This is a genomic window from Pseudidiomarina donghaiensis, assembly GCF_900116895.1.
In the GTDB taxonomy this organism is placed as follows: Bacteria; Pseudomonadota; Gammaproteobacteria; order Enterobacterales; family Alteromonadaceae; genus Pseudidiomarina; species Pseudidiomarina donghaiensis.
The window spans coordinates 749,639-763,031 of sequence record NZ_FPCF01000001.1 but is presented as its reverse complement, the minus strand read 5'-3'; the positions used below and the strand labels follow the sequence as shown (position 1 = coordinate 763,031).

Genomic DNA, 13,393 nt, shown 5'->3' with positions numbered 1-13,393 from the left:
TCATGCGAACTGCCATAAAATTAGCTGTTTTTGTCGTGTTTACGGCTCTTTTCGTTGCGTCTGCTTCTACGAATGCAAACACAGTTCAGCCCAATAACCTATTTCCTAAAGTGAAGTTTGTAACCACCGAAGGTGACATTGTGGTTGAGCTAAATCGCGCCAAAGCGCCAATTACCGTGGAAAATTTTTTGCAGTACGTGCAAGCCGGTAGTTACAACAACACCATTTTTCATCGCATTATTCCTGGTTTTGTGGTGCAAGGTGGCGGCTACACTGAAAACTTTGAAGCCAAAACCATGTTTGATCCCATTTTCAATGAGTCTGGCAACGGAATGTTGAACAACTACGGCACGATTGCAATGGCCCGTGTTAATGACCCTCATTCAGCAACACGCCAGTTTTATTTTAATGTGAATGACAACGAGTCACTCAACCCGTCAACCAAAGGCTGGGGCTACGCCGTGTTTGGCTGGGTGGTTGAAGGTGAAGCTGTGTTAGAAAAGTTAGCAGCGGTTGAAACCGAGTTCTATCACAAGCAAACCGGCTGGCCAAATGTTCCGAAAAATCCGCCGGTACTTAAAAAAATAGAAATTCTACCGCAACAGTAGGCCCCATGACCTCATCACAGCCTTGGTATAAAGACTTCAGTATTTATCGCGAACCGCGTATATGGGTTATCTTCGGGTTTGGCGTCATTAGTGGTTTCCCTTGGGTGCTCATCGGCTCTATGTTGTCAGCTTGGCTGCAAGAAGTTGGCGTAGACCGCTCGGCTATAGGCCTATTTGGCGTGGTCTTTGTCGCCTACTCGGTCAATGCCCTGTGGTCACCGTTAGTCGACCGCGTCAAAGTGCCCAAGTTACAGCGCTGGTTTGGGCAACGCCGCGCCTGGATGCTGCTTTGCTTGTTCGGTATTCTGGCCGCTACCCTAACCTTAACCCAACTCGATGTGGTTACTGACATTTGGTGGGTTGCACTCATGGCGCTCGTCATCGCTATATTTTCAGCCACCCAAGACGTGGCCATCGATGCCTATCGTATTGAAACCTTTGGCCCCCATGAAGCGCGCCTGCAATCAGCTGGTGCAGCCATGGCAACCGCCGGTTGGTGGAGTGGCTACAGTGGGCTCGGCGCCATTCCATTTTTCTTAGTCGATGGCACTAGTCTGTTTTGGCAAGACGCCTATACGGTGCTGTGTTTTGTTATTGGCGCACAAATTTTGTTTGTTATGGCCACCCGAGAATCAACCCGCTACCGACCTGCCATACCGCAATTCAACCGCTGGCAAGACTGGTTACTAAGCACCTTGGTCGAGCCAATAACCGAGTATTTTAAACGCAGCGGCTGGCAGCTAGCCCTAGGTATGCTAGCGTTTATTTTTCTGTTTAAAATTGGCGAAGCCTTTCTTGGCCGCATGTCTATTGTGTTTTACAAAGAAATTGGCTTTAGCAACGACGATATTGCCGTGTACTCAAAAATGGTCACCTGGTGGGTAACCATTGTCTTCGCCATTTTAGGCAGTTTTGTTAACTTGAAGCTTGGCATTGTGCGCGGCCTACTTACTGGCGGCATTGCCATGTCGGCATCGAATTTAATGTTTGCCTGGATAGCCGGTGTTGGGCCCAACACGAACCTTTTACTGGCTGCGGTGATCATTGACGGCTTTACCGCAGCGTGGTCAACCGTCGCCTTTGTGGCCTTTATTAGCTTGCTGTGTAATCGCGCCTTTACCGCCACCCAATATGCGTTATTTGCGTCGCTTGGTAACCTTGGGCGTACACTGCTTTCTTCGTATAGCGGTTATGTTGTGAACTGGCTAAACGGCGACTGGCAATTGTTTTTTATCCTTACGGCAATCATGGTAACCCCGAGTTTGCTGATATTACTGGCATTGCGAAAACCGTTAACGCGGCTCGAACAAAATTATCAGCGGGAGCTAAACTAAATGCATTGGCTAGTGGTGGGTACTGGGGCTATTGGCAGCTTAATGGCAGCAAATTTACGTCGTATTGGTGAGCACGTCGTTATAAAACCGCGTCATGAACAAGCAACTATTCAGCTGCTTTACAACGCCCACCAACTGGAATTTAGCACGGTTGACTTACCATTAACCCAGCCCACACAAGTTTTTGCCGCGGTAAAAGCCTATCAAGTAGAAACCGTGATTGAACAATTAAACGCCGCAAATTTACCCGTTGGATCTTCGTTGATCGTCAGCTACAACGGTATGCTTGATAACGAAGCAAGTTTGCTGCCGCCAAACACCCTGCATTGGGTAACCACGCACGGTGCTTATCGTCATGACAACGAGGTTATCCATGCTGGAATGGGTGAAAGCTGGCTTGGTTGGGCACAAGTTGAGCACGCTTCAAGCGCTCGCCCTATTGAAGTATTTTCGGTGCTGAACAACGCGTTACCGCCATTGAATTGGAGCCCAGCAATTCATCAGCGGCGGTGGATTAAACTCGCCATTAATTGCTTAATTAATCCGTTTACGGTTATTCACAACTGTCGCAACGGCGAACTGCTGAGCCACGATATAAGTGCCGTACAATTGCAGGCAGCACAAGAGATTTGTTGGTTAGCAGCCTATTTTGGGGTGCAGTTGGGTGCCGAAGAGTTAGTCGCTCAAGCGCATCATGTCATCAAAAACACCGCGAACAACTATTCGTCAATGCTAATGGATGTGCGCCTGAACCGCCCCACTGAAGTTGACTATTTAAATGGCTTTGTTGCGCGCCAAGCAAAGCTAGCTGGCCACCCTGCTCCCACCAATGAACAACTGTGGCAGCAGGTGCTTAACATCGCTAACAATTAACCTAACCTATTCGTCGTCAGCCTGAGCATCTTCAATAAAATCAACAACTTCTAGGCCAAATCCAGACAACGCTGAATAACGTTTTGGTGAACTCATTAAGCGCATGTCATGAACACCCAAGTCGGCTAATATTTGCGAGCCGATACCCACGTTGCGCGACGCATTCGAGGCGGCGGCGCTAGGTTTTACTTCACCACGGTCTTCCGCAGCAAAGCTCATCACCTGCTCTAAAATATCGTCTGAAGACTGCTGGCGACCGATAACCACCAATACGCCATCGTTTTCACCAATGTATTTCATCGCATGGCCAAGCGGCCAACTGCGCTTGGCTGCGCGCTCTGTCGCGAACAAATCGTTAAAGGTGTCTTGCAAATGCACCCGAACATTTACTGCTTTATCAGCGCTAACTTCACCATGCACGAGCGCGTAGTGCACCTGTTTATCAATGGTGTCTTGATAGGTAATCAGTTCAAATTCGCCATAAGCGGTTGGTAGTTTGCAATGCGCCTTACGCTCAACTGTTTTCTCTTTTAACGAACGATATTCAATCAAATCAGCAATGGTGCCAATTTTAATATCGTGCTCAGCAGCGAATTTTTCTAAGTCAGGACGTCGCGCCATAGTGCCGTCTTCGTTCAATATTTCGACGATAACGGCGGCCGGCTCATAGCCTGCTAAACGTGCCAAGTCGCAGCCAGCTTCGGTATGTCCAGCACGATTCAACACGCCGCCAGCTTTGGCTTTAAGCGGGAATATATGACCAGGCATAACCAAATCGGCTGGTTTTGCATCCTTCGCCACCGCAGCCTGCACGGTACGAGCGCGATCGGCCGCAGAAATGCCTGTGGTGACACCTTCAGCAGCTTCTATAGACACAGTAAAATTGGTGGCATACGGCGAGTTGTTTTGATCAACCATCAAGGGTAAGCGCAGTTGTTTGCAGCGCTCTTCAGTAAGCGTTAAACAAATCAGGCCACGACCGTAACGCGCCATAAAATTAATTGCCGCGGGGGTGACACATTCAGCAGCAAGAATAAGATCGCCTTCGTTCTCACGGTCTTCGTCGTCCATCAAGATAACCATTTTACCCTGACGAATATCTTCAATAATTTCTGCAGCACTGTTGAGTGTAGAAGCGTCTGTATTTAACACGTTATTCACGACAATATGTCTCCTCTCACCCGGTGCGGCACGGCGACAATTCGCAACGCGTCAGCCACTAGGCGTACATCGGTAAATTTAAGTTCCGGTACTTGGCTCATCGCCTCAAATGGCGGTAAATGCAAGAGCCCATGGGCGGTATGTCCCATGAGTTTAGGCGCTAAGTACACAATCAGTTCATCAACTAGCTCAGCCTCAATCAATGCACCGGCCAGTTGCGCACCACACTCGGTCCACACCGAGTTCACTTCACGCGCTGCCAAGGTGTGCAGTAATTCAGTTAAATCAATATGCCCGGTTTGGGTGCGCTCAACTGTCACCACTTGCACATGCTCGGGCCAACGCGCGGCGCTCTCAACCGAACGCTGAGTATCAGGCGCGTGCACCAATAAAATTGGGGCGGTGTTCGAAAACACAACTTCTTCACCGGTTAGCAAACCACGGGAGTCAATAATGACCCGCAGCGGTTGTAACACGGCTTGTTGATGGCGTGCAGTCAATTGTGCTTGGTCAGCCAAAACGGTTTCCGCGGTACTTAAAATGGCCCCGCTTTGCGCGCGCCAGCGGTGTACGTCGTTGCGCACATCGCTGCTAGTAACCCATTGGCTAGCCCCATTCGCAAGCGCAGTACGCCCGTCTAACGAAGCCGCCATTTTTACCCGCACCCACGGACGTTTGCGTTGCATACGCGACACAAACCCGCTATTGAGCCGGCGCGCGTCCTGCTCAAGCACCCCAACTTTTACGTCAATACCTTGCGCTTGCAGGCGCGCAATGCCCTCACCACTCACTTGCGGGTTTGGGTCTTGCATAGCCACCACCACGCACTTCAGCCCCGCGTTAATCAGCGCATCGGCGCACGGCGGCGTGCGTCCAAAGTGGCTACACGGTTCCAACGTCACATAAGCGGTTGCACCTCGCGCTCGCTCGCCGGCTTGGCGCAACGCATGCACTTCCGCATGTGGCTCGCCAGCTCGCTGATGCCAGCCTTCACCGACAATCTCGCCGTTAGCAACAATTACGCAGCCCACCATGGGGTTCGGATGCGTTGAAAAACGCCCCTGAGCGGCAAGCTCAAGGGCGCGTTGCATGTAAAACTGATGGTTGACTCGTGGCTTAGTCATTGAGACGTGCTATCTCCTCACCAAACTCACGAATATCATCAAAGGCTCTGTATACCGAAGCGAAACGAATATAGGCCACTTTGTCGAGGGCTTTGAGGTTTTCCATGACTAAACCACCGATAACCTGGCTGGTAATTTCTCGCTCACCCGTAGCGCGCAGCGCCGACTTGACGTTATGAATCGCTTGCTCCATCGCCTCTAAGCTAACTGGGCGTTTTTCTAAAGCGCGAAGCAGCCCGTTGCGTAATTTGTCCTCATTAAACGGCTCTCGCGTTCCATCAGACTTGATCACACGAGGCATGATCAATTCCGCGGTTTCAAACGTGGTGAACCGTTCTTTGCAGTCACTGCACTCACGTCGACGTCGCACTGAAGCGCCATCGGCCACTAACCGCGAGTCGATAACTTTGGTGTCTTGTGTTCCGCAAAAAGGACAATGCATAGGCTGCTTCCTTGGTCTTCGTTATTTGTAAACAGGGAACTGCTTACACAGTGCTTTCACTTGCTCACGCACACGTGCAATCACTGACTCGTCGTTCATGTTATCAAGCACATCACAAATCCAGTTTGCGACTTGCTCGGTCTCAGCTTGTTTAAAGCCACGACGGGTAATCGCTGGCGTACCTAGGCGTAAGCCTGAAGTAACAAACGGTGAACGTGGGTCATTCGGAACAGAGTTTTTGTTCACCGTAATATAGGCCCGACCTAAGGCCGCATCTGCGTCTTTACCGGTGATATCTTTGTCAATCAAATCAACTAAGAACAAGTGGTTTTTGGTGCCGCCAGAGACAATTTTGTAGCCGCGCTCTTGCATCACTTTCACCATGGTGTTGGCGTTATCAAGCACCTGCTGCTGATACGCTTTAAACTCAGGCTCCATGGCTTCTTTAAATGCCACAGCTTTGGCCGCAATCACATGACACAACGGGCCACCTTGGCTACCAGGAAACACACCGCTGTTTAATTTTTTATGTAAATCTTCGTCGTCTTTACCCGACAAAATCAAACCACTACGTGGGCCGGCTAAGGTTTTGTGCGTGGTGGTGGTGACCACATCGGCAAATGGTACCGGGTTTGGATACAAACCAGCAGCCACTAAGCCAGCAACGTGGGCCATATCAACTAACAAGTAGGCACCAACTTCGTCAGCAATTTCGCGGAACTTAGCCCAATCAACCACACCCGAGTAGGCAGAGAAACCAGCCACAATCATTTTCGGCTTATGCTCGAGCGCTAATTCACGTACTTCGGCGTAGTCAATCTCGCCAGTGGTTTCGTCCAAGCCGTACTGTACGGCATTGTATAATTTACCGGAAAAGTTAACGTGCGAACCGTGGGTTAAGTGGCCACCGTGCGCTAAGCTCATGCCTAACACGGTGTCGCCAGCGTTTAATAACGCTAAAAATACCGCTGAGTTTGCTTGTGAGCCCGCATGCGGTTGTACGTTGGCATACTTCGCACCAAATAATGCTTTTGCTCGTTCAATGGCCAAGTCTTCTACCGCATCGACGTATTCACAACCGCCGTAGTAACGCTTATGAGGATAGCCTTCGGCATATTTGTTAGTCAGCTGTGAGCCCTGCGCTTCAAGTACCCGAGGACTGGTATAGTTTTCTGAGGCAATTAATTCAATGTGCTCTTCTTGGCGCTGCACTTCACCAGTCATTGCCTGCCATAAATCTGCATCGTAATCGGCAATATTCATTTCATGTTTCAACATTGGGGCTCCTGACTTCACAAACGGACTAACTCGAACCTGTTATCCACGGGGGTTAACAAAAATAGTGGCGCTAGTTTACCAATATACTTGGGTTAGCGCCAACTTAAGGGTTAAAATAACCGCTTAGTAATTTAGTCTAATCATTAGACCTAAAAAGGAACGAACGCTGCTATGGCACAATATATTTACTCCATGTCGCGGGTTGGCAAAGTTGTCCCCCCGAAAAAGACAATTCTGAAAGACATTTCATTATCATTTTTCCCTGGTGCGAAAATTGGTGTACTCGGCTTAAACGGTGCCGGTAAATCAACGCTATTGCGCATTATGGCCGGCGTGGACAAAGAAATCGAAGGTGAAGCACGCCCTTTGGCTGGCATTGAAATTGGCTATTTGCCACAAGAACCGCAATTAGATGAAGAGAAAACGGTACGCGAAACCGTCGAAGAAGCGGTTGCTGATGTGAAAAATGCCTTAACCGAACTTGACCAAGTTTATGCGGCCTATGCAGAAGAAGACGCCGATTTTGACGCGCTAGCGAAAAAACAAGGCCAACTTGAAGCCATTATTCAAGCTAAAGACGGGCACAACTTAGATAATATGCTGGAACGTGCAGCCGATTCACTGCGCCTGCCGCCGTGGGACACCAAAATTAAGGTGCTTTCTGGTGGTGAACGTCGTCGTGTTGCTATTTGTCGTTTATTACTCAGTAAGCCCGACATGTTGTTGCTTGACGAACCAACCAACCACTTGGATGCCGAATCTGTCGCGTGGTTAGAGCGCTTCTTGCATGACTACGACGGCACTGTTGTGGCCATTACCCACGACCGTTACTTCTTAGATAATGTGGCTGGTTGGATTCTCGAACTTGACCGCGGCTACGGTATTCCATGGGAAGGTAACTACTCATCTTGGCTTGAGCAAAAAGAAAAGCGCTTAGAACAAGAAGAGAAACAAGAAAAAGCGCGCCAACGTAGTATCAAGCAAGAGCTTGAATGGGTGCGCCAAAATCCGAAAGGCCGCCAAGCAAAAAGCAAAGCACGTATGGCGCGTTTTGAAGAGCTACAAAGCGGTGATTATCAAAAACGTAACGAAACCAACGAGCTCTTTATTCCACCAGGCCCACGCTTGGGTGACAAAGTGCTTGAGGTTAAAAACCTGAAGAAAGCCTACGACGGCCGCGTACTCATTGACGATTTAAGTTTTAGCATTCCGAAAGGCGCCATTGTCGGTATTATCGGCCCGAACGGTGCGGGTAAATCAACCTTGTTCCGTATGATCACCGGCAAAGAACAGCCAGACTCGGGTTCCGTTGAGCTCGGCGATACCGTGCAGTTAGCAAGCGTCGATCAGTTCCGTGACGACATGAACGACAAAAACAGCGTCTGGAAGGAAATCTCCGACGGCCAAGATATTTTACGTATTGGTAACTTCGAAATTAACAGCCGCGCTTATGTTGGCCGCTTTAATTTCCGTGGTAACGACCAACAGAAATTAATCGGTGAGTTATCCGGTGGTGAACGTAACCGTGTGCATTTAGCTAAGCTGTTAAAAGCTGGCGGTAACTTATTGCTGTTAGACGAACCAACCAACGACCTTGACGTTGAAACCTTGCGTGCACTTGAAGAAGCATTGCTGGAATTCCCGGGCTCAGCCATGGTGATCTCGCACGACCGTTGGTTCCTTGACCGCGTCGCCACACACATTTTGGATTACCGTGACGAAGGCCAAATCAACTTCTATGAAGGTAACTACACCGACTACGAAGAATACATGAAGAAAACCCACGGCGAGCAGGCTATGGAACCACACCGTACGCGCTATAAGCCAATTGGTGTGTAATTTCGTACCAGTGGCTACAGCAAGATAAAAAAAGGGCTTACACTAGGTAAGCCCTTTTTTTGTTCAGCGTTAGATGTTTAGAACTTACGCCCTTCAATAACACCTGGCGCAAATTGATCAACACCAATAGCAGTCATGCGCAGCTGCTCCGTTTTCTTAAACGCTTTGGCTTCGTCCGCGCTAATCACTTCAGCTTTACGCGCCGCTTTCACTAGGTCATCACCGCTTAGGTCTTCAGCAATATCACCGCGCTTAACGGCTTTGCGAATACGTTTATAAATATCTGCGTGTTCACGCATGGCCAAGAACGCAAGTTCCATATGGCCGGTCATATCTTTCGGGTCGTCTTTCCAGAAACACAAGAAAGTATGACGATCACGGGTTAAGCCTGGCTCCATCATGCTCTTCGCAATAACCTGCAGGTTGTCGTCTGACGGTTTGGCATAATGTAATCCCAGAGGAAAAATAGCTAACCGCAACGTCCAGCCAATAAAGCGATTCGGGAAGTTCGCGAAAAACCCTTTAAACGCTTGGCCAATTTCATACAAATGATGGCTCATGGCGTACTCCACAAACGGCAAGTCACCGGTTTGGCGGCCATCGTCTTCGTAGCGCTTGAGTACTGCAGAGGCCATATACAAATGGCTTAACACATCACCTAACCGTGCTGAAAGCATTTCGCGGCGCTTTAAGTCACCGCCCATGACCAACATCGCCATATCTGCCGTTAACGCCAAAGCGCGGCTCATACGGGTTAACTGCTGATAATAACGCGCCGTTGGGCCGCTCATCGGGCTGGCATTAAAGCGCGCCCCGGTTAAGCCCATGAATAAGCTGCCAAAGAAGTTACCCGCAGCAAAGCCAATATGCTTCAACAACAAGCTATCAAACTGCTTCAACCCTTGTTCTTCGTCTGGGTTTGACGCCGCTTCCATTTCCGCTAATACGTATGGATGACAGCGTGTAGCGCCCTGACCAAAAATCATTAAGTTGCGGGTGAGAATATTCGCACCTTCAACGGTAATTGAAACCGGTGTAGCCATGTAACCGTGGCCTAAATAGTTGCGTGGCCCCAATTGAATACCTTTACCTGCGTGCACGTCCATGGCGGCTTCCATAACTTGGCGCCCCATTTCTGTCATGTGGTATTTGGTCATCGCAGTAATAACCGAGGGGCTTTTGCCTTCGCACAAAGCGGTTACCGTTAAACGGCGCATCGACTCCAAGGTATAGTTGGTGCCGCCAATTTTACCCATGGCAGCCTGAACCCCTTCAAACAAACCAATTGGCATACCAAACTGCTGACGCACATAAGCATAGGCGCCGGTCATACGTTCAGTCACATGACCTGTTGCAGCTGCTAACGCCGGCAAACTAATACCACGCCCTGCTGACAAACACTCCATAAGCATGCGCCAACCTTTGCCAGCATAATCTTGGCCGCCAATAATCCAATCCAACGGAATAAAGACGTCTTTGCCGTACGTGGTACCGTTCATAAACGCTTGATTGAGCGGATAATGACGTTCGCCTATTTCAACCGCTTCGTGGTTTGTTGGAATTAAGGCACAGGTAATGCCGATATCTTTCTGATCACCAAGCAAACCGTCTGGATCGTACATTTTAAATGCCAAACCAAGCACTGTGGCTACTGGCGCCAAGGTAATATAGCGCTTGCTCCAATTCAGGCGAATACCAACCACTTCTTTGCCTTCAAATTCACCCTTGCACACCACGCCAGTGTCTGGAATTGCGCCAGCGTCTGAGCCTGCTTCCGGTCCTGTTAGCGCGAAGCACGGAATATCGGTACCGTCAGCTAAACGCGGCAACCAATAGTTCTTCTGTTCATCGGTACCATAGTGCGTGAGCAATTCGCCTGGACCCAATGAGTTCGGCACCATAACCGACACTGCAGCGCTAATGGAACGCGTTGCAATGCGTGACACAATGTGTGAGTTCGCCGCTGGCGAAAAATCAAGACCACCAAATTCTTTACCAATAATCATGGCAAAGAATTTCTCTTTGCGAATGTAATCCCAAACTTTCTTCGGCAAGTCGACATCTTTTTGGACGATTTTAAAGTCGTCCAACATACCCAATAGCGTTTCTAGCTGGTTATCAATAAAAGCTTGCTCTGCTTCGGTAAACTGCGGCGCTTTGGTTTGATGAAACTTGTGCCAATCAGGTCGGCCACTAAACAAGTCAGCATCCCACCAGGTATCACCCGCTTGCATTGCTTCGCGCTCTGTTGGCGACAGCGGCGGTAACACGCGCTTGAAAAACGCAAACGCAGGGCGTGAAATCAAGCTCTTGCGAATATCCGGCACCGCAAATAACAGCACCACTACAACCACTAAGAGAATTAAAATTTCCATGCTATTACACCTATCAAATTAAGCTACGTTAAGCATAGCTGATTATGCCGTGGGTGCATCGACACCACCGGCCAAAAACGGAATTAAGCGGTCGACAACTTGGTCGGCCGCAATAGACTCACCAAAGTCGGCGGCGGCAATTTCTCGCAACGCCGGCCCTGACACTTGCGCAAATACCGAAGCCCCTAACACAAAGTGCAAGCGCCAAAACATGTCTGCCGGGCTCAAATTTGGATTCGCCACGTGTAACAAAGCAAGTAAGCGGTGCATTACTTCGCCAAAATGCTCCATGGTGTAGCGACGTAGGTGCCCCTGAATATCGGCATACGCAAAACCCAGCAAGCTTAAAAAGATAGTTGGCCCACCCTTGCGCACTTTCTTCAGCGCATTAAGTGGCTCGCGAAAACAGTCAAATACGTCACGCGTGGTAAATTGTGCTTGCGGTTCAAGTTGGTCAAACTCAGCGTTTAGCGCTGGCATCAGTACTTCAAGATAACGGGCCATGACCGCTTGAATTAACGCCTTTTTTGAGCCAAAGTGGTAATTTACAGACGCAAGATTAACGTCCGCTTCAGCAGTAATTTGCCTTAGCGAGGTTTGCTCAAAGCCATGCTCAGCAAATAAAGCTTCTGCAGCATTAAGAATTTTATCTTTCGTGGTTTCTCGCTTCGCCATACAAAAGCGCCCTATTTTTGGATGCGCGCGTTTAGAACGCATATTTTAAACATGCGTTTTAATTTAAAGCAGATTGACCGCTAGCGCAAGCATCTAAATAGGCACATAAAAGGAATACTCAACATGTCAAAATGGATTCATGTCATTTACTTAAGCATTATTGCGGTTTTAAGTTATTTCTTGTGGCAGCAACCAACGTCGCAACCTTTGGTCACGAAAGAAATTGAAGTTGTCAAAACAACTAAAACTCCGGCAACTGTAGTAGCCAAAAACGTCAATGACGTTAACGAATATAGTTTAAGCCAGTCGTCTCAGACGACTGCAACGAGCGAAGACCTTGAAACGCAAGCCACAACAACCCGTGTCGAGCAAGAAACCTTTGTGCCAGTATCTCCAGCTACGGGCTCAAGCGCTGAAGACGAGAAAATTGCTGAAATGTTACGCAATATGCTCAACATGGAAGACGTTAAGCAGCGCATGCAAACCGAACCGACAGATCAGGACTGGGCATATGCGATGGAAGAAAATTTAAGACTGATTTATGACAGCAATGAAAACTTACAGTCAGCAAATTTAAACAATATTGAGTGCCGTACGACAGTGTGTGAAATTGAGTTTGGTAATTCAAACACACCCATTGATTTTATGAGCAAGTTTCACAGCCAGATCGTTCAGTCAGGATGGTATAACGAAGACTATCAGAGCATGATGACATCCGACAGCAACACTAAGGTTCACACGATATATCTAGTGCGAAAACCTTAACGCTGCTGCCGCGTAGCTGTCTAGCTTCTATCAGTTGCTGGTATCTAAAGGTGCGAAGCTTTTCACCAACTGGTCAACCGCTTGCATTTGTTGTAAATATGGCTCGAGCTTAGCTAATGGCAAGGCACAAGGGCCATCACATTTGGCTTGTTCGGGGTCTGGGTGTGCTTCAATAAACAAACCGGCTAAACCCAACGCCATGCCTGAGCGTGCCAGCACTGCCGCTTGAGCACGGCGGCCGTCGGCTGAGTCTGCACGTCCACCTGGGCGCTGCAACGCGTGGGTTGCATCAAACATTACCGGCGCCATGTGTTTCATGTCGTCCATACCTAGCATATCAACTACTAGGTTGTTATAGCCAAAGCTACTGCCGCGTTCGCATAAAATCACGTTGTGATTTCCCGCTTCGCCAAACTTTTTAATGATATGACGCATTTCGTGTGGTGCCAAAAACTGTGGTTTTTTCACGTTAATTACCGCACCAGTTTCAGCCATAGCAACAACGAGGTCAGTTTGGCGAGCCAAAAACGCTGGCAACTGAATAATGTCTGCCACTTCTGCAACCGGCTTTGCTTGGTAAGGCTCGTGAACGTCAGTAATAATCGGCACGTTAAACGTACGCTTGATTTCGCTGAAAATCTCTAACCCCTTGTCTAAACCAGGCCCACGGTACGAGTGAATAGACGACCGGTTTGCTTTATCAAAGCTGGCTTTAAATACATAGGGAATGCCTAAACGACTGGTCACTTCGACGTAGTGCTCAGCAATGCGCATGGCCAAGTCACGCGACTCTAGTACATTCATGCCGCCAAACAAAACAAATGGCAGGTGGTTTGCTACCTGCACATTGTCGCCTACTTTAATCACTTGTGTATTAATCACAGATATATCCTTTTAACCGTTAACTTGCGGCCATTAT

Annotated in this window: 12 protein-coding genes; 5 read left to right on the top strand and 7 right to left on the bottom strand. The window is 48.7% G+C overall.

The features are described 5' to 3' along the window. The first annotated feature begins 2 nt into the window (after window positions 1-2). From BM334_RS03625 to BM334_RS03615, 3 genes are read left to right on the top strand one after another with little or no spacing between them, the layout of a single operon-like run. The gene (locus BM334_RS03625) at window positions 3-608 is read left to right on the top strand and encodes a peptidylprolyl isomerase (RefSeq protein WP_092837991.1); all 606 of its coding nucleotides are present in this window, start codon (window positions 3-5) and stop codon (window positions 606-608) included. A 5-nt stretch (window positions 609-613) separates the two neighbouring features. Continuing rightward, window positions 614-1,942: an AmpG family muropeptide MFS transporter gene (locus BM334_RS03620; RefSeq protein WP_092837988.1), complete on the top strand. Its 1,329-nt coding sequence runs from the start codon at window positions 614-616 to the stop codon at window positions 1,940-1,942. Beyond that, window positions 1,943-2,815 carry a ketopantoate reductase family protein gene (locus BM334_RS03615; protein WP_092837985.1) on the top strand — a complete coding sequence of 291 codons (873 nt, stop codon included), beginning with the start codon at window positions 1,943-1,945 and terminating at the stop codon, window positions 2,813-2,815. A gap of 6 nt (window positions 2,816-2,821) precedes the next feature. Here the strand turns inward: BM334_RS03615 and ribBA are convergent, their stop codons facing one another. Genes ribBA through glyA form a run of 4 tightly spaced genes read right to left on the bottom strand, consistent with a single transcriptional unit; the run spans window position 2,822 to window position 6,820 of the window. Continuing rightward, entirely contained in the window at window positions 2,822-3,976 is a 1,155-nt protein-coding gene (ribBA, locus tag BM334_RS03610; protein ID WP_256209352.1) for a bifunctional 3,4-dihydroxy-2-butanone-4-phosphate synthase/GTP cyclohydrolase II, read from the bottom strand. Next, window positions 3,973-5,100: a bifunctional diaminohydroxyphosphoribosylaminopyrimidine deaminase/5-amino-6-(5-phosphoribosylamino)uracil reductase RibD gene (gene ribD, locus BM334_RS03605; protein ID WP_092837982.1), complete on the bottom strand. Its 1,128-nt coding sequence runs from the start codon at window positions 5,098-5,100 to the stop codon at window positions 3,973-3,975. The genes ribBA and ribD overlap by 4 nt, the downstream gene beginning before the upstream one ends. Further along, window positions 5,093-5,542, bottom strand: a complete 450-nt coding sequence (nrdR, locus tag BM334_RS03600; RefSeq protein ID WP_055438222.1) for a transcriptional regulator NrdR — start codon at window positions 5,540-5,542, stop codon at window positions 5,093-5,095. Before nrdR ends, ribD begins: the two co-directional genes overlap by 8 nt. A 21-nt stretch (window positions 5,543-5,563) precedes the next feature. Next, window positions 5,564-6,820 (bottom strand): serine hydroxymethyltransferase, encoded by a 1,257-nt coding sequence (gene glyA, locus BM334_RS03595; RefSeq protein WP_092837979.1) that lies wholly within the window; start codon window positions 6,818-6,820, stop codon window positions 5,564-5,566. 171 nt (window positions 6,821-6,991) lie between these two features. Here glyA and ettA point away from each other — a divergent pair, with 171 nt between their 5' ends. Next, a complete protein-coding gene (ettA, locus tag BM334_RS03590) occupies window positions 6,992-8,659 on the top strand; it encodes an energy-dependent translational throttle protein EttA (RefSeq protein WP_092837976.1) in 1,668 nt (555 codons plus the stop codon). Window positions 8,660-8,736: 77 nt separating this feature from the next. On the opposite strand, the gene BM334_RS03585 is transcribed toward ettA, so the two are convergent. Both BM334_RS03585 and psrA read right to left on the bottom strand, forming a co-directional pair. Continuing rightward, entirely contained in the window at window positions 8,737-11,034 is a 2,298-nt protein-coding gene (locus tag BM334_RS03585; RefSeq protein WP_092837973.1) for an acyl-CoA dehydrogenase, read from the bottom strand. A gap of 42 nt (window positions 11,035-11,076) precedes the next feature. Further along, a complete protein-coding gene (gene psrA, locus BM334_RS03580; RefSeq protein WP_092839268.1) occupies window positions 11,077-11,709 on the bottom strand; it encodes a TetR family transcriptional repressor PsrA in 633 nt (210 codons plus the stop codon). A 123-nt stretch (window positions 11,710-11,832) separates the two neighbouring features. Here psrA and BM334_RS03575 point away from each other — a divergent pair, with 123 nt between their 5' ends. After that, window positions 11,833-12,474, top strand: a complete 642-nt coding sequence (locus BM334_RS03575; RefSeq protein ID WP_092837970.1) for a hypothetical protein — start codon at window positions 11,833-11,835, stop codon at window positions 12,472-12,474. Between the two features lie 30 nt (window positions 12,475-12,504). Here BM334_RS03575 and kdsA read toward each other — a convergent pair whose 3' ends face one another. Next, the gene (kdsA, locus tag BM334_RS03570) at window positions 12,505-13,353 is read right to left on the bottom strand and encodes a 3-deoxy-8-phosphooctulonate synthase (protein ID WP_092839265.1); all 849 of its coding nucleotides are present in this window, start codon (window positions 13,351-13,353) and stop codon (window positions 12,505-12,507) included. Window positions 13,354-13,393: the final 40 nt, after the last annotated feature.

What these genes read in the sequence shown, in the direction of transcription:
- glyA (WP_092837979.1), bottom strand. Translation starts at nt 6,820, where the DNA reads ATGTTGAAACATGAAATGAATATTGCCGATTACGATGCAGATTTATGG.
- ettA (WP_092837976.1), top strand. Translation starts at nt 6,992, where the DNA reads ATGGCACAATATATTTACTCCATGTCGCGGGTTGGCAAAGTTGTCCCC.
- BM334_RS03620 (WP_092837988.1), top strand. Translation starts at nt 614, where the DNA reads ATGACCTCATCACAGCCTTGGTATAAAGACTTCAGTATTTATCGCGAA.
- BM334_RS03615 (WP_092837985.1), top strand. Translation starts at nt 1,943, where the DNA reads ATGCATTGGCTAGTGGTGGGTACTGGGGCTATTGGCAGCTTAATGGCA.
- BM334_RS03575 (WP_092837970.1), top strand. Translation starts at nt 11,833, where the DNA reads ATGTCAAAATGGATTCATGTCATTTACTTAAGCATTATTGCGGTTTTA.
- ribD (WP_092837982.1), bottom strand. Translation starts at nt 5,100, where the DNA reads ATGACTAAGCCACGAGTCAACCATCAGTTTTACATGCAACGCGCCCTT.
- BM334_RS03625 (WP_092837991.1), top strand. Translation starts at nt 3, where the DNA reads ATGCGAACTGCCATAAAATTAGCTGTTTTTGTCGTGTTTACGGCTCTT.
- nrdR (WP_055438222.1), bottom strand. Translation starts at nt 5,542, where the DNA reads ATGCATTGTCCTTTTTGCGGAACACAAGACACCAAAGTTATCGACTCG.
- BM334_RS03585 (WP_092837973.1), bottom strand. Translation starts at nt 11,034, where the DNA reads ATGGAAATTTTAATTCTCTTAGTGGTTGTAGTGGTGCTGTTATTTGCG.
- psrA (WP_092839268.1), bottom strand. Translation starts at nt 11,709, where the DNA reads ATGGCGAAGCGAGAAACCACGAAAGATAAAATTCTTAATGCTGCAGAA.